The 19,305-nt window shown below is 64.7% G+C and carries 18 protein-coding genes; 10 read left to right on the plus strand and 8 right to left on the minus strand.

What is annotated here, in order from left to right; all coding sequences use genetic code 11:
- Positions 1-181 precede the first annotated feature (181 nt).
- Entirely contained in the window at positions 182-1,360 is a 1,179-nt protein-coding gene (locus WS68_RS02640; RefSeq protein WP_156429329.1) for a lactonase family protein, read from the minus strand.
- A 237-nt stretch (positions 1,361-1,597) separates the two neighbouring features.
- Here WS68_RS02640 and WS68_RS02645 point away from each other — a divergent pair, with 237 nt between their 5' ends.
- Together WS68_RS02645 and WS68_RS02650 are read left to right on the plus strand one after the other, a co-directional pair.
- On the plus strand, positions 1,598-3,430 hold the full coding sequence (locus tag WS68_RS02645) for a glycoside hydrolase family 15 protein (RefSeq protein ID WP_059569318.1): 1,833 nt from the start codon (positions 1,598-1,600) through the stop codon (positions 3,428-3,430).
- Between the two features lie 215 nt (positions 3,431-3,645).
- On the plus strand, positions 3,646-5,148 hold the full coding sequence (locus WS68_RS02650; protein ID WP_059569319.1) for a polyhydroxyalkanoate depolymerase: 1,503 nt from the start codon (positions 3,646-3,648) through the stop codon (positions 5,146-5,148).
- An 80-nt stretch (positions 5,149-5,228) separates the two neighbouring features.
- On the opposite strand, the gene WS68_RS02655 is transcribed toward WS68_RS02650, so the two are convergent.
- The gene (locus WS68_RS02655) at positions 5,229-5,861 is read right to left on the minus strand and encodes a TetR family transcriptional regulator (protein ID WP_059569320.1); all 633 of its coding nucleotides are present in this window, start codon (positions 5,859-5,861) and stop codon (positions 5,229-5,231) included.
- 235 nt (positions 5,862-6,096) lie between these two features.
- On the opposite strand from WS68_RS02655, the gene rsxB reads away from it, so the two are divergent.
- The 3 genes from rsxB to WS68_RS02670 all read left to right on the plus strand — a co-directional run bounded on the left by rsxB (position 6,097) and on the right by WS68_RS02670 (position 8,495).
- A complete protein-coding gene (rsxB, locus tag WS68_RS02660; protein ID WP_082709787.1) occupies positions 6,097-7,005 on the plus strand; it encodes an electron transport complex subunit RsxB in 909 nt (302 codons plus the stop codon).
- Positions 7,006-7,009: 4 nt separating this feature from the next.
- Positions 7,010-7,654: an endonuclease III gene (gene nth, locus WS68_RS02665; RefSeq protein ID WP_059569321.1), complete on the plus strand. Its 645-nt coding sequence runs from the start codon at positions 7,010-7,012 to the stop codon at positions 7,652-7,654.
- A gap of 406 nt (positions 7,655-8,060) precedes the next feature.
- Positions 8,061-8,495: a DUF1841 family protein gene (locus WS68_RS02670; RefSeq protein WP_059569322.1), complete on the plus strand. Its 435-nt coding sequence runs from the start codon at positions 8,061-8,063 to the stop codon at positions 8,493-8,495.
- Positions 8,496-8,698: 203 nt separating this feature from the next.
- On the opposite strand, the gene WS68_RS02675 is transcribed toward WS68_RS02670, so the two are convergent.
- A complete protein-coding gene (locus tag WS68_RS02675) occupies positions 8,699-9,067 on the minus strand; it encodes a c-type cytochrome (RefSeq protein WP_059569559.1) in 369 nt (122 codons plus the stop codon).
- A 40-nt stretch (positions 9,068-9,107) separates the two neighbouring features.
- The gene (locus tag WS68_RS02680; protein WP_059569323.1) at positions 9,108-9,467 is read right to left on the minus strand and encodes a c-type cytochrome; all 360 of its coding nucleotides are present in this window, start codon (positions 9,465-9,467) and stop codon (positions 9,108-9,110) included.
- Positions 9,468-9,710: 243 nt separating this feature from the next.
- On the opposite strand from WS68_RS02680, the gene WS68_RS02685 reads away from it, so the two are divergent.
- The 5 genes from WS68_RS02685 (at position 9,711) to WS68_RS02705 (ending at position 14,955) form a co-directional block, all read left to right on the plus strand.
- Positions 9,711-10,553 (plus strand): AAA family ATPase, encoded by an 843-nt coding sequence (locus WS68_RS02685; RefSeq protein ID WP_059569324.1) that lies wholly within the window; start codon positions 9,711-9,713, stop codon positions 10,551-10,553.
- Between the two features lie 76 nt (positions 10,554-10,629).
- Positions 10,630-11,805, plus strand: coding sequence for a vWA domain-containing protein (locus tag WS68_RS02690; protein ID WP_059569325.1), 1,176 nt, complete (start codon positions 10,630-10,632; stop codon positions 11,803-11,805).
- 156 nt (positions 11,806-11,961) lie between these two features.
- On the plus strand, positions 11,962-13,179 hold the full coding sequence (locus WS68_RS02695; RefSeq protein ID WP_059569326.1) for a benzoate/H(+) symporter BenE family transporter: 1,218 nt from the start codon (positions 11,962-11,964) through the stop codon (positions 13,177-13,179).
- A 158-nt stretch (positions 13,180-13,337) separates the two neighbouring features.
- The gene (gene tal / locus WS68_RS02700) at positions 13,338-14,291 is read left to right on the plus strand and encodes a transaldolase (protein WP_059569560.1); all 954 of its coding nucleotides are present in this window, start codon (positions 13,338-13,340) and stop codon (positions 14,289-14,291) included.
- Between the two features lie 232 nt (positions 14,292-14,523).
- Entirely contained in the window at positions 14,524-14,955 is a 432-nt protein-coding gene (locus WS68_RS02705) for a VOC family protein (RefSeq protein WP_059569327.1), read from the plus strand.
- Between the two features lie 112 nt (positions 14,956-15,067).
- On the opposite strand, the gene mctP is transcribed toward WS68_RS02705, so the two are convergent.
- The 4 genes from mctP to WS68_RS02730 form a co-directional block, all read right to left on the minus strand.
- Positions 15,068-16,618 carry a monocarboxylate uptake permease MctP gene (gene mctP, locus WS68_RS02710; RefSeq protein WP_059569328.1) on the minus strand — a complete coding sequence of 517 codons (1,551 nt, stop codon included), beginning with the start codon at positions 16,616-16,618 and terminating at the stop codon, positions 15,068-15,070.
- Complete coding sequence (locus WS68_RS02715) at positions 16,615-16,866, minus strand: DUF3311 domain-containing protein (protein ID WP_059569329.1); 252 nt, start codon at positions 16,864-16,866, stop codon at positions 16,615-16,617. The genes mctP and WS68_RS02715 overlap by 4 nt, the downstream gene beginning before the upstream one ends.
- Before the next feature lie 387 nt (positions 16,867-17,253).
- Positions 17,254-18,177 (minus strand): spermidine synthase, encoded by a 924-nt coding sequence (locus tag WS68_RS02720; RefSeq protein ID WP_059569330.1) that lies wholly within the window; start codon positions 18,175-18,177, stop codon positions 17,254-17,256.
- Between the two features lie 322 nt (positions 18,178-18,499).
- Positions 18,500-19,018 carry a hypothetical protein gene (locus tag WS68_RS02730; RefSeq protein ID WP_059569332.1) on the minus strand — a complete coding sequence of 173 codons (519 nt, stop codon included), beginning with the start codon at positions 19,016-19,018 and terminating at the stop codon, positions 18,500-18,502.
- Between the last annotated feature and the right edge of the window lie 287 nt (positions 19,019-19,305).

A 19,305-nucleotide genomic window follows, 5' to 3' on the forward strand; every position in this document is an offset into this window, starting at 1 on the left:
GGGCGGCCCAGCCGTTGGGCGGCGCAATGGCGATCGAGGGCCAGTCGCAGCGCATTCGCATCCTGCACGCGTGCGCGCGGCCTGCGGCATTCGGCCCGCGTCGCATAGCCCGCCGCATTCACCCCGCCTCGCCCCGCCTATCGCGCGAGCGCCGCAACGCCGCTCGCGCGGCGGCGCCCCATCACCGCACCGGCACGAACTTGAAGTCGACCGGCTTGCTGAGCGTCAAGCGCGTCGGCTCCGGCATGAGCTTGCCGGTCGCGACGTCGCGCCGGAACACGATCACGCTGTCGCTATCCTGATTGCCGACGATCAGCCACTTGCCGCTCGGATCGATCGCGAACTCGCGCGGCGTCTTGCCGAGCGTCGACTGACGGCCGACCAGCGACAGTCTGCCGCTCGCCGCGTTCACCGTATAGATCACGATCTCGTTCGCATCGCCGCGATTGCTCGCGTACAAAAAGCGCCCGTCCGGCGACAAATGCAGCGCGGCGGCGCCGAGCTTGCCGGAAAAGCCCGGCGCCGCGAGGGCCACTGCCTCGATCGGCGTGAGCCGCCCGTCGTCGTAGCGATACGCCACGACCGTCGCATCCAGTTCGGTGATCGCATAGGCAAAGCGGCCGTTCGCACTGAAGATCAGATGGCGCGGCCCCGCGCCCGCTTGCGCGGCGGCGCGGCGCGTATCGTCCCGCGTGAACACCGTGGCGCCGCCATCCGGCGCGTAGCGGTAGCTCTCGATCCGGTCGCCGCCGAGATCCTGCACGAACAGGTACTTGTGATCCGGAGAAAACACGGCCGAATGGACATGCGCGCTATCCTGACGCCCCTTCACCGGCCCGGTGCCATCGTGACGCACGCTTTGCACGGCCGCGCCGAGCGCGCCCGTGCGCGCATCGACCGGAAACACCGAGAAGCTGCCGCCTGGGTCCGCCGCGACCGAATAGTTCGACGCGACGAGATACTTGCCGTCCGGCGACAAACTCAAATAACACGGATCGTTCCCTTCGGCCGGCACGCGATTGACGAACGTGAGCTTGCCCGTTTTCGCGTCGAAATCGAACGCGCTGACGCCGCCGTGCACATTCGCCGGCCCGTCGTCGCCCGGCAGTTCGTTGACCGCGTACACATGGCGGCCGTCGCGGCTCGCGACGAGATACGACGGGTTCTCGGTCTTCGCCGACGACAGCGGCGTGATGCGGCCGGTGCGGGTATCGAAGCGATAAACGTAAATGCCGTCGCTGCCCGCGCCCGTGTAGGTGCCGACGAGCAGATTGTAGAGGCCGCCCGCCGGCGCAGCGCCCGCTTCGTGCGCGAACGCATGAGCGCTCATCAGCGGCAGCGCCAGCGCGAAACCTTTCATCCAGTGACTGAGCCTAAGCGGGAACGCGAAAGGCGACAGCGCACGCATGCGATCGATCATCGGAATCTCCTCCTTGCATTGATTCGTCCCAAGTGTTGTGATGTGGCCAAGCGCGGGCGCACTGGCCGCCCGCGCCGCACCGTCCGCCGAGTATACCGGGCCGCCGCGTGCCGTCGTACAGCGCGGGAGGCGGTTGCTCGGATCGTGAACGACAAGCATTACGGAGATTGATCGCCCATGCCCGCCCTCATCGAAGACTACGCCCTCGTCGGCGACGGCCATACGGCCGCCCTGATTTCCCGCGAGGGCTCGGTCGACTGGCTATGCTGGCCCCGTTTCGATTCCGGCGCGTGCTTCGCCGCGCTCGTCGGCACGCCAGAGCATGGCCGCTGGCTCGTCGCGCCGGCCGACGGCGTGCGCGTAAGTTCGACGTCACGCCGCTACCGCGGCGACACGTTGATCCTCGAGACCGACTACGAAAGCGCCGAAGGCGCCGTCACCGTCATCGACTTCATGCCGCCCGGCAGCGGCTGGTCGGAACTGGTGCGCATCGTCGTCGGCCGGCGCGGCGAGATGCGCATGCAAATGGAACTCGTGCTGCGCTTCGACTACGGCTTCTCGGTACCATGGGTCACACGGCTGCCGCGCGAGGCGGGCGTGAAGGCGATCGCGGGCCCCGACACCGTCGTGCTGCGCACACCGGTGCCGCTCGCGGGCGAGAATCTGCACACGATTGCCGAATTCACCGTGAAGGCCGGCGAGCGCGTGCCGTTCTCGCTCAGCTACGCGCCGTCGCACCAGCGGCTGCCGCCCGCGCGCGAGCCGCTTTCGTTGCTCGCGCGCACCGAAAACCACTGGCTCGAATGGTCGGCGCGCTGCCCGGTGAGCGGCCGCTACGCGGCCGCCGTGCGGCGCTCGCTGATCACGCTGAAGGCGCTCGCCTACGAGCCGACGGGCGGCATCGTCGCCGCGCCGACAACGTCGCTGCCCGAACAACTTGGCGGCACGCGCAACTGGGATTATCGCTACTGCTGGCTGCGCGACGCGACGATCACGCTGCTCGCGCTGATGCGCGGCGGCTACTACGACGAGGCACGCGCGTGGCGCACATGGCTCGGCCGCGTGATGGCGGGCTCGCCGGAGCAGATCCAGATCATGTACGGCATCGCAGGCGAGCGCCGGCTGCCGGAAATGACGCTCGACTGGCTGCCCGGCTATCAGGATTCGAAGCCGGTGCGCATCGGCAACAACGCGGCGAACCAGCTGCAGCTCGATGTGTTCGGCGAGGTGATGGCGGCGCTGCATGTCGCGCGTGTGGGCGGCTTGCAGGCGGACGACACGGTCTGGTCTGTCCAGACCGCGCTGCTCACGCATCTCGAAAAAATCTGGCGCGAGCCGGACGAAGGAATCTGGGAGACGCGCGGCGGCCGCCAGCACTTTACGTTCTCGAAGGTGATGGCGTGGGTCGCGTTCGATCGCGCGATCAAATCGGCCGAGATGTTCCGGCTGCCAGCGCCGCTCGCGCGCTGGCGCGAAGTGCGCGACGAGATTCATGCGGACGTTTGCGAGCACGGCTGGAATCCCCGCGTGCGTGCGTTCACGCAGAGCTATGGCAGCGACGCGCTCGACGCGAGCGTGCTGATGCTGCCGCTCGTCGGCTTCCTGCCGCCGTCCGATCCGCGCATCGCGGACACGGTGAGCGCGATCGAGCACGGCCTGATGCATGACGGCCTCGTGCTGCGCTACCACACGACCGTATACGACGACGGCCTGCCGCCCGGCGAGGGCACGTTCCTCGCGTGCAGTTTCTGGCTCGTCGACAATCTTGCGCTGCTCGGCCGCATCGACGACGCGCACGCGCTGTTTCGCCGCCTGCTGTCGCTCGCGAACGATCTCGGGCTGCTCGCGGAGGAATACGATCCCGTCGCGCGGCGGCAGGTCGGTAATTTCCCTCAGGCGTTCTCGCACGTCGCGCTCGTTCACACGGCGTTCAATTTGATGCACCATGAAGAGGAAATGCTGCGCGCCGCCGGCCAGCCCGCGCCTGCCGATGCCGTCGCGGGACGCTGATCCGCACGGATCGCCGCCGAAGTGTCAGACAAGGTCAGACGCCGGTACACGAGATCGAAGCATGGTTATCTTGCAAACGTATGCTGCATTGCGGCACCCCTGATTGTTCGCTATGATCGGTCGCGGTTGATTCGATCCAGCGATCGAATCGGTTCGATTGCTGACAGATACGGTCCGTCGCGATGCATTCGCGCGCCGTCCTCCCAGGAGCACCCATGCTCTACCAACTGCACGAATTCCAGCGGGCCATGTTGAGCCCGCTGACCGCCTGGGCCCAGGCAGCCTCCAAGTCGTTCGCGAATCCGTCGAGTCCGCTGTCGCTGGTACCCGGCGCGACGCGGCTCGCCGCAGGCTATGAACTGCTGTACCGGCTCGGCAAGGACTACGAAAAACCCGAGTTCGGCATTCATCAGATCGTCAAGGACGGGCACAACATTCCGATCGTCGAGCAAACGATCATCGAAAAGCCGTTCTGCCGGCTGCTGCGCTTCAAACGCTACGCGGACGATTCGAGCGCCGTCGGTCAATTGAAGGACGAGCCTGTCGTGCTCGTGTGCGCGCCGCTGTCCGGCCATCACGCGACGCTATTGCGCGACACCGTGCGCACGCTGCTGCAGGATCACAAGGTCTACATCACCGATTGGATCGACGCGCGGATGGTGCCCACCGAAGTCGGGCCGTTCCATCTCGACGACTACATCGACTATATCCAGGCATTCATCCGGCACATCGGCGCACGCAACCTGCACGTGATTTCCGTGTGTCAGCCGACCGTGCCCGTGCTCGCGGCGATCTCGCTGATGGCGAGCCGCGGCGAGGACACGCCGCTCACGATGACGATGATGGGCGGCCCGATCGACGCGCGCCGAAGCCCGACGTCGGTGAATTCACTCGCGACGAACCGCTCGCACGCCTGGTTCGAGAACAACGTGATCCACACCGTGCCGGCGAACTATCCGGGCGAGGGGCGCAAGGTCTATCCGGGCTTCCTGCAACATACAGGCTTCGTCGCGATGAATCCGGAGCGTCACGCGCAATCGCACTGGGATTTCTACCAAAGCCTCGTGCGCGGCGACGAGGAAGATGCCGACGCGCACCGCCGCTTCTATGACGAGTACAACGCGGTGCTCGATATGGCGGCCGAATACTACCTGGACACGATCCGCATCGTGTTTCAGGAATTCCGTCTTGCCGAGGGCACGTGGGACGTGCATGGCGAACGCGTGGCGCCGGCCGACATCCGCACCACCGCGCTGATGACGATCGAAGGAGAACTCGACGACATTTCCGGCAGCGGCCAAACGCATGTCGCGCACGAACTCTGCACCGGCATTGCGCAAGCGCACCGCCGCAGCCTCACCGCCGAAAAATGCGGGCACTACGGCATTTTCTCGGGACGCCGCTGGCGCACGATCATCTACCCGCAGTTGCGCGACTTCATCCGCGAGCACAACATCGTGCAACCGCAGGAGCCGGCCCCGCAAGCAGCCGCGACGCCGACGTCCGCCCGTAGCGGCAAAGCCGCCGGCGGCAACGCGGCAGGCGCCGCTGCGGCAAAAGCCACGGCGCTCAGGCTGACCACGGCCAAACGCGCGGCACCGAAAGCGCGCGTGGCCAAAACGCTGCCGGCCAAAAGCGCGGCCGCCCAAGCAACGGCGAAACGCCCGGCGGCCAAAGCGGCCGCCGCGCGCCCGCCGCGCTCGCGCAAGGCTGCCTGACGCCCAGCGGCACTGCGCCGCTGCCGGCCCATTACCCCGCCTCGCTCCACGCGAAAACGGCGTAACGGCGCGCACGCAACTCAGCGCCTGAGCAGATACGCGAGCAGCAATTCGGTATTCGCCTTGATCATCTCGGCGCGCTCGTCGGGCGCGCTGAAATCGCGGTCGAAGATCGCCGACAGCGTGAAGCGATTCGATACGATGTAATAGCCGAGCCCCGAAAGCATCACGTAAAAACGCAGCGGATCGATGTCGGTGCGAAAAAGCCCGGCGTTGCGGCCACGCTCGAGCACACTGCTCAGCGTCGCGACGAACGGCGAGATCATCTCGCGAATGCGCGTCGATTTATGCAGATAGCGCGCCTGATGCAGATTCTCGTTATTGAGAAGCCGCAGCAATTCGGGATGGTCGCGGTAATAATCCCAAACGAAATGCGCAAGCCGCGTGATCGCCTCGACCGGCGCGACGCCATCGAGATTCATCGCGCGCTCGGCCTCCACCATCGCGGAAAAAGCATGCTCGAGCACGGCGGTGAAGAGTTGTTCCTTGCTGCCGAAGTAGTAATAGAGCATGCGCTCGTTGGTCTCGGCGCGCCGCGCGATCTGGTCGACCCTCGCGCCGAACAGCCCCCCGTTTGCAAATTCTTCCGCCGCCGCGAGCAAGATGCGGCGCCGGGTTCCCTCCGGATCTCTTTTGTTTTTGAGCTGATTCATGGTGGCGTTTTGCTTTGATATGCCGCACCGGCCCCACGCACCGACTGTATGACCGGGGCGCGCCATCGTTAAGGGACACCCTGCTATAGTCACGAAAAGGCGTTTTGATTATGGCACATGCATTGTTAAGCGCAATGCGAGAAATCAGCGATAATTATTGCTTGGCAAAAAATTCCGGCTGCCTTCGCGCGCGTGGCCATCGCGCCGCGCCCGCATGCTTCCTCACGTTGTCACTGTGACCGATTCCAAGACTCTCGCGGATCGTATCGAAGATCTGCTGCCCCAGACGCAATGCACGAAATGCGGCTACGACGGTTGCCGCCCTTATGCGGAAGCGATCGCGGCGGGCACCGCCGGCTATGACCAATGTCCGCCGGGCGGAGCCGAAGGCGTCGCGCGCCTCGCGAAGCTGCTCGGCAAGCCGGTGATTCCGCTCAATCCCGTGCATGGCGTGGAGCGACCGCGGCCCGTCGCGTTGATCGACGAGCAACTTTGCATCGGGTGCACACTTTGCATGCAAGCATGTCCAGTCGACGCAATCGTCGGTGCACCCAAGCAGATGCACACGATCGTCGCCGAGCTTTGCACCGGCTGCGACCTGTGCGTGCCGCCATGCCCCGTCGATTGCATCGCGATGATTCCTGTCACGGGTGAACGCACCGGCTGGGACGCGTGGTCGCAATCCCAAGCCGACGACGCGCGCGCCCGTCACGACGCGCGCACCGCGCGCCTGCGGCGCGCGCGCGAAGCAGCCGAAGCGCGCGCGGCGGCGCGGCGTGCGGGCAGCAGCCCGCCGGGCACGGCAGGCACCGCACCGGCCGCCGGCGCGAGCGCGGCGTCGCCGGCCGACGACCCCGAAGCGAAGAAGCGCGCAATCATCGCGGCCGCGCTCGAGCGCGCGCGGCAAAAAAAGGAAGCGCTCGCCGCCCAGGGCCTAGGGCCGAAAAATACCGAAGGCGTGAGCGCGGCCGTGCAGGCGCAGATCGACGCGGCCGACGCGCGCCGCCACCGTCTCGCCGAACGGCGCGATACGGCCGATCAGCCCGGCGACGCGGCCGATTCCGGCCAAACGCGCCACCCGGACGGCTCAACCGCACCGAATCACGCGAACGACGCAAACACGCCGCCGCCCCCGAAGCGATAACCGCATGAACGCCAATAAACGACGCGCAATCTACGAAACGCTGCAAAACCTCAATCCGCATCCGACTACCGAACTCGAATACACGACGCCGTTCGAATTGCTGATCGCGGTGATGCTCTCCGCGCAAGCAACCGACGTATCGGTCAACAAGGCGATGCGCAAGATGTTTCCGGTCGCGAACACGCCCGAGCAGATCGTCGCGCTCGGCGAGGAAGGCGTCGCCAACTATATCAAGACGATCGGCCTTTATCGGACGAAAGCGAAGAACGTCGTCGCGACCTGCAAGATCCTGCTCGAGCGCTACGGCGGTGAAGTGCCCGCCGAGCGCGAAGCGCTCGAAAGCCTGCCGGGCGTGGGCCGCAAGACCGCGAACGTTGTGCTCAACACCGCATTCGGCCATCCGACGATCGCCGTCGACACTCACATCTTCCGCGTCGCGAACCGCACCGGGCTCGCGCCCGGCAAGGACGTGCGCGCAGTCGAGGCCGCTCTCGAAAAGTTCACGCCGAAGGAGTTCCTGCACGACGCACATCATTGGCTGATCCTGCACGGGCGCTACGTATGCAAGGCGCGGCGGCCCGAGTGCTGGCACTGCGCAATCGAGCCGCTTTGCGAATTCAAGCCGAAGACTCCCCCGCCGATGCTGTAAAAGCGAAAGCGGTGCCCGCGCGCCAGCTCGGGCGGCCCGCGCCGCCTGTGCACGACCGCCGTCGATACCGGATGCAATCCCGCGCGGATGGCGGCCGAAAACTCGTCGTCGCCGTGCCCTCGGGAACCGCCGGCGCGCCGAGCACCCGGTAACGCGCGAGGTCGACCGGCAACGCCGCATGCCCGGCCAACAGCACGACGCACAACCTGCGGCATACAACAGGCACATGACGAGCGCGATTCGCGCAAGCGCATCGGCGGGTTTGGCGGACAAGCGCCGAACCCGCCGATGCGCTTGCGCGACAGCCCGCTCTGCCCACGCCGTATCGGCAAGCCTGCCTCAAGCGGCGTAAAATATGCCCTCACGTAGCCGCATCGCGGCCCGCCACCCGCCCCACGCTTTAATCATGTTCAATCCGAGCCGCGACGACGTGCGTCGCTTTTTCGTCGACACCTGGCGCAAGCAGCGTTCGGGCGAGATCCTCACACCGCTCGAAGCAATCGCGGCCGACTGGATCGTCGAACATCCCGAATACCATACGGCGCTCGCGGACGCCGATCATGCGCGTGCGCAAAACTACACGCCCGACGAAGGCCGCACGAACCCGTTCCTGCACCTGTCGATGCATCTTGCGATCAGCGAGCAATTGTCGATCGATCAACCGCCCGGCATCCGGGCCGCGCACGACAAGCTCGCCGCCCGCTTCGATTCCGCGCACGACGCGCAGCACGCGATCATGGAATGCCTCGGCGAGACGATCTGGGAAGCGCAACGCACGAACACGCCCCCCGATTCCGACGCGTATCTGCAGCGCATCCTGCAACGCGCGTCGCGCGGCTAAACGCGCGCCGCGCCCTGCCCGCGCCGCCGCCGAGCCTATCCCGCCGGCGCGGCAAGGCCGGCAAGACCAGCCCCGGCGGCGGCGCGCGTTGCCGGTCGTTCATCGCCGCACGGACAAAAAATACCCCGCACGAGGCGGGGCATGCTTGCGATTCGCACGCGGAGCGTGCCGCGCGCGACGCCGGCCGGCAAACCGGCCGTGCGTTATTTCTTGAACACGAGGCTGCCGGGCAGCGACTCGATATAGGCGGCGATGTCCTTCATATCGTTGACCGACAGGCTCTGCACCTGCGCCTGCATGATCGCGTTGTTGCGGCCGAGCAGCGGGTTCGCCAGCCCCATCTGATACTGGCGCATCGCCCAGACCAGATAGTCGGCGTGCTGGCCGGCAAGGCGCGGGTACTCGGCGTTGATCGGATTGTCGAGCTTCGCGCCGTGACAGGCCGCGCAATTATGCGACTCGGCGAGCGCCTTGCCCTTCGATGCGTCGGCCGCATGCGCGGTGCCGATCGCGAAGCCGGCCGCGAGCACGATCGCCGCCGCCGTCTTGAATGCCGTCTGAGACTTCTTCATGAATGCTCCTATCCCGGTGCTGATATCGACAAGCACACGCTTACTTGTAGGGATTGTTCTTCGAATCGGGCTTTTGCGCGGCATAGTAGGCCGCGAGATCGGCGATGTCCTGATCCGTCAGCGATTCCGCGATTGCGTTCATCGACGCGAAATGACGATCCTTTTTCCGATAAGCCTTCAGTGCGTTCTCGAGATAAGTCTGGTTCTGGCCGCCGAGGATCGGCACCCGGTAGACCTCCGGGTAGGCGACGCGATAACCGTCGATGCCGTGACAGCCGATGCACATCGCGGCCTTGCCTGCCCCGTCCTTCGGGTTGCCGACCACCCCGGCCGCCTGCGCGTTGGCCGCGAACACCGCGAGCGCCGCGACAACGATATGCTTGCCGACGAATTTGTTCATAGCTCTTGTAACCTAGCTTGAGGGGAAACTGGCGCGCGCATGGGCAAGCCAGCGTCGTTATACCGCCGTTTTATGCTGATGAGGCTGCCACGCAGGCCAAAAAAACCGGGGGATTGTACCGCGTCGCCGGGCCATGCGTCCACCACGCGGGCCGCGCCCCCATTTGGCACGGCCCGGGCCGGCCCGGCGGGCGGCCGCGCTTCTGACTTATACTGCCATTTTTCTTGCCGGAAGCTCGCCGCCATGCGTTTCGAAGGTTCCTCGCAATACGTCGCGACCGACGATCTCAAGCTCGCCGTCAACGCCGCCCTGACGCTGCAACGCCCGCTGCTCATCAAGGGCGAGCCCGGCACGGGCAAGACCATGCTCGCCGAGGAAGTCGCCACGGCGCTCGGCATGCCATTGCTGCAATGGCACATCAAATCGACGACGAAAGCGCAACAGGGACTCTACGAATACGACGCGGTATCGCGGCTGCGCGACTCGCAGCTCGGCGACGCGCGCGTGAAGGACATCTCGAACTACATCGTCAAGGGCGTGCTTTGGCAGGCGTTCGAGGCCGACCAGCCGACGGTGCTGCTGATCGACGAGATCGACAAGGCCGACATCGAATTCCCGAACGACCTGCTGCGCGAACTCGACCGAATGGAGTTCCACGTCTACGAGACCCGCGAGACGGTGCGCGCGAAACACCGGCCGCTCGTGATCATCACGTCGAACAACGAGAAGGAGCTGCCCGACGCGTTTCTGCGCCGCTGCTTCTTCCACTACATCCAGTTCCCCGACCCTTCGACGATGCAGAAGATCGTCGAGGTCCATCACCCCGGCATCAAGCAGACACTGCTGCGCGCGGCGCTCGAAAGCTTCTTCGAGCTGCGCGGCGTGTCGGGGCTGAAGAAGAAACCGTCGACGTCCGAGCTGCTCGACTGGCTGAAGCTGCTGCTCGCGGAAGACATCCCGCCCGACGCGCTGCGCTCGAAAGATCAGAAGCAGATCGTGCCGCCGCTCGCAGGCGCGCTGCTGAAGAATGAGCAGGACCTGAGCCTGTTCGAGCGGCTCGTCCAGATGAACCGCCACAACCGCTGAGCCCAACCCGGGCCCGCGAGGAGACGCCGACGATGAGCCGCTCGATCCATTGCGCCGCATTCGCGAGGGCCTGCTCATGCTGATCGATTTCTTTTACTCGCTGCGCGCGGCCAAGCTGCCGGTGTCGGTCAACGAATACCTGACGCTCGTCGAGGCGCTGAAGGCGCAGGTGATCGAGCCGTCGCTCGATGCGTTCTACTATCTCGCGCGCATGACGCTCGTGAAGGACGAGCAGTATTTCGATAAGTTCGACCGCGCGTTCGGCGCGTATTTTCATGGCGTATCCGCACTGCCCGCCGATGCGTTCGAAATCCCGCTCGATTGGCTCGAAAAGCGCCTGCAGCGCGAACTCACACCCGAGGAAAAAGCGCAGATTCAAGCGCTCGGCGGGCTCGACAAGCTGATGGAGCGCCTGAAGCAACTGTTCGACGAGCAGAAAGCGCGCCACGAAGGCGGCAACCGGTGGATCGGCACGGGCGGCACGTCGCCGTTCGGACACGGCGGCTACAATCCAGAAGGCGTCCGGATCGGCGGGCCATCGAACGGCAACCGGACCGCCGTCAAGGTGTGGGAAGCGCGCGCGTACCGCGACTACGACGATTCGGTCGAGATCGGCACGCGCAACATCAAGGTCGCGCTGCGGCGGCTGCGCCGCTTCGCGCGCGAAGGCGCGGCCGAGGAACTCGACCTGCCCGGCACGATTCGCAGCACCGCCGCGAACGCCGGCTGGCTCGACCTGCGGATGGTGCCCGAGCGACACAACAACGTGAAGGTGTTGATGCTGCTCGACGTCGGCGGCTCGATGGACGACCACATCAAGCGCACCGAGGAGCTTTTCTCCGCCGCGAAGGCCGAATTCAAGCATCTCGAGTTCTACTACTTCCACAACTGCGTGTACGACCATCTGTGGAAGAACAACCGCCGCCGCCACGCGGAGCGCACGCCGACCTGGGACGTGCTGCACAAGTTCACGCCCGACTACAAGCTGATTTTCGTCGGCGACGCGACGATGAGCCCATACGAAGTCCTGCAACCGGGCGGCTCGGTCGAGTACAACAACGCGGAAGCGGGCGCGGCGTGGCTGCGCCGGCTCGCCGACCAATTCCCGCGCCACGTGTGGCTCAATCCCGAGCCGCAGCGGCTGTGGGAATACCGGCAGTCGATCGCGATCATCCGCGACGTGCTCGGCGACCGGATGTATCCGCTCACGCTCGCGGGCCTGGAGACCGCGATGCGCGCGCTCAGCAAGTAGCCGGCCCGCCGCGGTCTGCGCATGCGCGCGTGCCGCGCGCGATGGCGCCGCCGCGTCAACCGCTTTCGTCTCCGAATCGCCCTCTCGCCGCTGCCAACGTTGCACCATGCATTGTCTGCACTGTCACTGTCCCGCTTCCAACGCACCGCCCCGCCGATGAGCCTTCCTCCGTCCGCCCCGAATCTGCCGCCCGCGATCGCCCGGCCGAACTTCTTCTCCGATACGTCCGCGTCCGCGCTCGTCGCCGGCTTCGTCGCGATGATGACCGGCTATACGAGTTCGCTCGTGCTGATGTTCCAAGCCGGCCGCGCCGCGCATCTGACCGATGCGCAGATCTCGTCGTGGATCTGGGCGCTGTCGATCGGCATGGCGGTGACGACGATCGGCTTGTCACTGCGCTTTCGCGCGCCGGTGGTCGTCGCGTGGTCGACACCCGGCGCGGCGCTGCTGGTCGCCTCGCTGCCAGGCGTCGCGTATCCGGAGGCGATCGGCGCGTTCGTCGTCGGTGCGCTGCTGCTCACCGCCATCGGCGCGAGCGGCCTGTTCGATACGCTGATGCGCAAGATTCCGTCTGGCATCGCCGCCGCGCTGCTTGCCGGCATCCTGTTCGAAATCGGCATCGAGATCTTTCGCGCCGCGCAGTTCCAAACCACGCTCGTGCTCGCGATGTTCTTCACGTACCTGATCGTCAAGCGCGCGGCGCCGCGCTATGCGATCGTCGCGACGCTCGTCGCGGGCGTCGCGCTTGCGCTCACGCTCGGCCTCGTCGATTTCAGCCGCTTCCATGTCGCGCTTGCGCGCCCGGTGTTCACGATGCCGTCGTTCTCGCTATCGGCGATCGTCAGCATCGGCATCCCGCTGTTCGTCGTCGCGATGGCTTCGCAGAACGTGCCGGGCATCGCGGTGCTGCGCGCGGACGGCTACGCGACGCCGTCGTCGCCGCTCGTCATGACGACGGGCGTCGCGTCGCTCGCGCTCGCGCCGTTCGGCTCGCACGGCATCAATCTTGCCGCGATCACGGCCGCGATCTGCACCGGCCCCGAAGCGCACGAGGATCGCGCGAAACGCTACACGGCAGCCGTCTGGTGCGGCGCGTTCTACCTCGTCGCCGGCGTGTTCGGCGCGACGATCGCGGCCCTTTTTGCCGCGCTGCCGAAGGCGCTCGTCGTATCGGTCGCGGCGCTCGCGCTGTTCGGCTCGATCGCCAGCGGCCTCGCCAACGCAATGCACGACGCCCGCCAGCGCGAAGCCGCGCTCGTCACGTTCATGGTGAGCGCCTCGGGCTTCACGCTGCTGTCGATCGGCCCGGCATTCTGGGGGCTCGTCGCAGGCGTGCTGACCCAGACGATTCTGAACGCGCGCCGGCCCGCATAAAACACTCGGTTCGGTACCGGTTCCCCGATTCGCGCCTAAAATAGCAAATTCCGGCGGTGCGCGCCGCAGCGCGCGCCGCCTCGCACAACCGCCGCGCGCCCCACGGCCCGGCCCTCGTTCACCGCATCCGGCGCGCCGCGCCACGCTCAAGACTCGACATGACTACCGCACTCGACCAGCTCAAGCAGTACACGACCGTCGTCGCCGATACGGGCGACTTCCAGCAACTCGCCCAGTATCAGCCGCGGGACGCGACGACGAATCCGTCGCTGATCCTCAAGGCCGTGCAAAAAGACGCGTACAAGCCGATTCTCGAGAAAACGGTACGCGATCACGCGGGCCAGCCGACTGGCTTCATCATCGATCGCCTGCTGATCGCGTTCGGCACCGAAATCCTGAAGCTGATTCCGGGGCGCGTATCGACCGAGGTCGACGCGCGCCTGTCGTTCGACGTGCAGCGCTCGATCGACAAGGGCCGCGAACTCATCAAGTTGTACGAAGCAGCCGGCATCGGCCGCGAGCGCGTGCTGATCAAGCTCGCCTCGACGTGGGAAGGCATCCGCGCGGCCGAGGTGCTGCAAAAGGAAGGCATCCGCTGCAACATGACGCTGCTGTTCTCGCTCGTGCAAGCCGCGGCGTGCGCGCACGCCGGCGCGCAGCTCATCTCGCCGTTCGTCGGCCGCATCTACGATTGGTACAAGAAGCAAGCGGGCGCCGATTGGGACGAAGCAAAAAATGGCGGCGCGAACGATCCGGGCGTGCAGTCGGTGCGCCGGATCTACGCGTACTACAAGCACTTCGGCTATCCGACCGAGGTGATGGGCGCGAGCTTCCGCACGACCAGCCAGATCACCGAGCTTGCCGGCAGCGATCTGCTGACGATCAGCCCCGAATTGCTGCAAAAACTCCAGGACAGCACCGAGACGGTCACACGCAAGCTGTCGCCGGAAACGGCGAAGGACGCGGCGCTCGAGCGCGTCGCGATCGACGAGCCGTCGTTCCGCTTCCAGTTGAACGATGATGCGATGGCCACCGAAAAGCTCGCCGAAGGCATCCGTCTGTTCTCGGCCGACGCGGTAAAGCTCGAAAAGATGATCGAAACCCTGCGCTGAGCGCGCACCGCATTCGCACGAGCGACGCCGGCGGGCGTCCTATCTGCGCCCGCCTTTTTTGGGATGCGAATCAACCGCCACCCACCCCGCTTTCTTTCGTTTCTTTCTGTCGATTTCCCGACATCCGTTGCGGCCCGGCCGATTATTCCTGCTGTCGCCACCCTGGCGCACTACAATCGTCGGCACGGGCGCATGATGCCCTGTTTCCGGTTGAAGAGATAAGGAGAAGACGATGCAAGTGCAAACGTATCTGCATTTCGGCGGGCGCTGCGACGAAGCGCTCAAATTCTATAGCGACGCACTCGGCGCGAAAGTGACGTTCCTGACCCGCTTCAGCGAAGCGCCGCCAAATCCCGAGCGGCCGATTCCGCCTGAGATGGCCGACAAGGTCATGCATGCGAGCTTCCAGATCGGCGAAACGACATTGATGGGTTCGGACGGCGGATGCGAATCCGGCAACGAGCAAGCGCACGAAGGCTATTCGCTGTCGATCAGCGCGGCGAGCGTCGAGGAAGGCAAGAAGCTGTTCGACGCGCTCGCCAATGGCGGCACGGTCACGATGCCGTTCGAGAAAACCTTCTGGGCGCTCGGCTTCGGCATGGTACGCGACCCCTTCGGCGTGCATTGGATGATCAACGTCGAAGATCCGAACATGAAGAAGTAGGCGCAGACGCTTCGGAAACCGAAATGGGCATGACGGCCCCCGAGCGTGGCGGCATGCGCAACGCCCGCGACGTGCGATGCGCCGCGGGCGTTTTCGTTCGGGACGGCCGCGCTCAACCCTCGACGACGTCGAGATAATCCTCCGGCCGCGTACGGTCTTCCGCATGCGCGCCTCCAAGCGCTCGCACGAGCACGCTTACGGCAACCGACACGACGAGATTCACGACGAGCGCCCACACCGCCGCATAGCCGGGAATCGCATAGCCAAACAGATGGATCGTGAAGATCGAACTGGCGAGCTTCAGCGAAACCGCCATCCACGTGCCGCAGACGAGCCCGGCGGCCCACCCCGCGAGCAGCCCCCGATAGTCGAGCACACGGGTATAGAGGCCGAGCACGATGGCGGGCAGCGTCTGGATGATCCAAATCCCGCCGAGCAACTGGAGTTGAATCGCATAGGTCAGCGGCAGCCCGAGAATGAATGCGATCGCGCCGACCTTGACGATCAGCGATACGAGCTTCGCAACGTGTGTCTCTTGATCGTGCGACATGTTGCGATTGATGAACTCGCGATGAATGTTGCGCGTATACAAGTTCGCGGCCGCAATCGACATGATCGCGGCCGGCACGAGCGCGCCGATCCCGATCGCGGCAAACGCGACGCCGACGAACCATGAAGGGAAGAAATGCAGGAACAGCGCGGGCACCGCGAAATTCGCGCCGTAAGCGTTGAAGTACGGCGCGAACTGCGGCATGTCCTTCACGCCGGAGGCGAGCGCCATGTAGCCCAGCAGCGCGAGCAGGCCGAGCACGAACGAATACGCCGGCAGCATCGCCATATTGCGGCGGATCGTGTTGCCCGACGCAGACGACAGGATCGCCGTCACCGAATGCGGATACAGGAACAGCGCGAGCGCCGAGCCGACCGCGAGCGTCGCATACGCGCTGTAGCCGTTCAGGCTCGATGCGTCCGGCGCCTTCAGCAGCAGCTTCGCAGGCGGCACCGAGCCGAAGATTTGCGCGAAGCCGCCGAGCTTGGCCGGGATAACGACGACCGCCGCCGCGATCGTCAGATAGATCAGGACGTCCTTGACGATCGCGATCATCGCTGGCGCGCGCAGCCCGGATGTATACGTGTACGCGGCCAGGATCGCGAACGCGATGATGAGCGGCAGATCGCCGACGAAACCCTTCGTATCGAAGCCCAGGCCGCCGATCACGACTTCGATGCCGACGAGTTGCAGCGCGATGTACGGCATCGTCGCGACGATGCCCGTCACCGCGATGGCGAGCGCGAGCGAGCGGCTGCCGTAGCGCGCGCCGACGAAATCGGCGGCCGTCACGTAGCCGTGGCGCTTCGCGATACTCCAGAGCTTCGGAAACACGACAAACGCGAACGGATAGACGAGGATCGTATATGGCAGCGCGAAGAAGCCCGTTGCGCCGGCGCCGAACACCAGCGCGGGCACCGCGACGAACGTGTACGCGGTGTAGAGATCGCCGCCGAGCAGAAACCACGTGACGATCGTGCCGAAACGGCGGCCGCCGAGCCCCCATTCGTCGAGATGCGCCAGATCGCCGCGCCGCCAGTGCGCGGCGAGAAAGCCCATGATCGTCACGCCGACGAACAGCAGCACGAAGACAAACGTCGCACTCAGATTCATTGACCGCTCCTCCGCGGGCCGCTCGTCCAGCAATGCTTCGTCTTCGTATAGACGAACGCGGTGATCACCGCGCTAATGAACACCCAGAGCAACTGATACCAGTAGAAGAATGGAAAACCGAGCCATTGCGGCTCGACACGGTTGTACGACGGCACCCAGGCCATCGCGACGAACGGCAGGACGAGCAACCAGAGCCATCGTTTGGCAGCGTGGTTCGCGGCCGGACTCGCGTTGGCATCGTGAGCCATGACGTCTCCTCTTCATTCGCGGTTGTCGACGTGTTCTGAACCGAAGGGTACGGCGCAGCGAAGGGAATCGCGGCGGCAGGCGTTCAGCGACGGCACGCCCCGGTGCGTGTGGATAGATCGGCCGCGGCTTGCCTGGCGTCAGTGAGTATAGAAGTCAGCCGTGCCCCGTCATACGAGGGCGAACCCGGAGCCGGCGGGCGCCAGCGAGTGGCGTGGCGCGGATTGAAACGCAACGGCCTGCTATCGGGACGACGAAGGGATGCGTTGTCCGGATGTCGGCCGCCGGAGAGGCCGGGCTGGTGGGTGGCGGCTCCCTCACGACAGGCGGCACTCGGCGCCTGATGCCCGAAGCGGGGCGTCGGGCGTCACGTGCCGAACGCCCGGCAATCAGATTTCGAAGAACTCGGCACGTTCGCCGACCGATGCTTTCAATGCTTTCACCCACGCACGGGCGGGCAGCCGCAGTTCGGTCTCGATCAGCTTCGCGCGCGCCGACAATTGCGCGAACGACACCCGCAGCGGCGGCCCGGAAAACGCAAGAGCGATCCGGTTGCCGTCATGCACTTCGGGCAGCGCAATCACACGTGCATCGAACGCGGCATTCAGATGCTTGATGTTGCGCACGAAGCTCGGGTGATCGCCGAACAGGTTGATCGTCGCGACCCCCGCATCGGCAAGGCATGCGCGCACCGCGCGATAGAACGCGACGCTGTCGAGCACCGGGCCGCGCGCGGTGGCGTCGTACAAATCGATCTGCAATGCGCCGGCCGTCCCGCGATTCTTAGGATCGTTAACGAAATCCCACGCGTCAGCTTCGTGAACCGCGAGGCGCGCGTCGTCAGGCGGAAGCTCGAACATCGAGCGCGCGGCAACGATCACGGCCGGATTCAATTCGACCGCCTCGACGCGCGCGCCCGGCAGGAAACGGTGTGCAAACTTCGTCAGCGCGCCGGTGCCGAGGCCGAGTTGCACGATCCGCTCGGGCGTCTGGAGAAACAGCAGCCACGCCATCATCTGCTGCGCGTATTCCAGCTCGATGTGATACGGCTTGGACAGACGCATCGCGCCTTGTACCCATTCGGTGCCGAAGTGCAGATAACGCACGCCCCGCTCTTCGGAAAACGTAACGGGCGCAAAGCGCGGCTTGCGCGGCGCGTCGAGGACGGGAACGTCGCGCGCATCGCCGTCGGGTTCGGCGCGATTGCGCACGGCCCGAGGCTGGCGGAATTTTTCGGTGCCGTCATACGACGACGGCCGGTTGCGCTTAAATGCGCGCGCCTCGGCAGACGCGCGCTTGATCAATCGAGTCATGGAGAAATATCGCGCTCGACGCGCGATGTCTAATCAAACGACGGGACCGAGAGCATAGCATTCGCCGGCACCGGCACGGCGAGGTTTGGCCGATGCGCTGGCTTGCCGGATCATTGCGGCATCGCTTGCGTGACGATCGGGATGGCGGCACCGGCGGCGGTGGCCGCTGCCGTCCGCCCCGCCGGCGCCTGACGAAAGAAATAAGGTGGAACGCCGTTCGCCCGCATGCGCACACACGCCAGACATCGGACGATATCGGTACCGACCGATACCTCAGCCGTCATGAAGCACATCGACGCGTGAACGGTCAACGCCCCAGCCGTCAAAGCGGCGCGTATGAGACGATCCAGGGCGCAATGCCTCCTGTCCTGGTAAGAATCGGCGATGGGTCAATCGGTAACGGCTTAGTTTCAAACGTACCAGGGCCAATCAACACGTTATCGACTCCACTCAGCCCAATGGAGCGGTTTCCATCGATGGCGATCCCCGCAATGCGGAAAACAACCGCGCTCGATTCGGACAGGCCAAGCGATGCGCTGCCCGTTGTTTGCAACATGCTGACATCTGCGAACAGGTTGAACGATCGACCGCTGACACTGTCGAGAAAACGTATGATCGAAATAAAATCCGGCCCTATATCATTGGCACTGGCAGGAAAGTTGTCGATCCGCCATATCGATGCCTGAGTACTGAAAATGGGCAGGAAACCACCCGCATCATCACCCTGAACCGAAAGAAAAAGTTGCGCACTCGGACTATAAAGATTAACCGCCGTCGACATATAGTTCCCCCGAATTACATCGCGCGACAATAATCGCACGCTCGATTTCAGATAAGCCATAAATCCACTGCTTTATGGCCGCAAATAATCCATCTCTTGAAAAATGACAATTGGGCACAGCGATTTTGAAAATACATCAAAATCGGCGATGGCGAAGATATTTCTTGAAATTAATCGAATCGACACTCACCAATTTCAACCATAGTGCAGCATCCTGAAATGACGAATACCATCGCCAACTGATGCGCATTCGCAAATAACGTTGTTCCGGGAAAATAGATTTTCGTGAATATTTCGGCAGCATTGCGCCAATGCCGATTTATTTATATCGAATGCCGTTTCGAGCC

The organism is Burkholderia sp. TSV86, from assembly GCF_001522865.1.
In the GTDB taxonomy this organism is placed as follows: domain Bacteria; phylum Pseudomonadota; class Gammaproteobacteria; order Burkholderiales; family Burkholderiaceae; genus Burkholderia.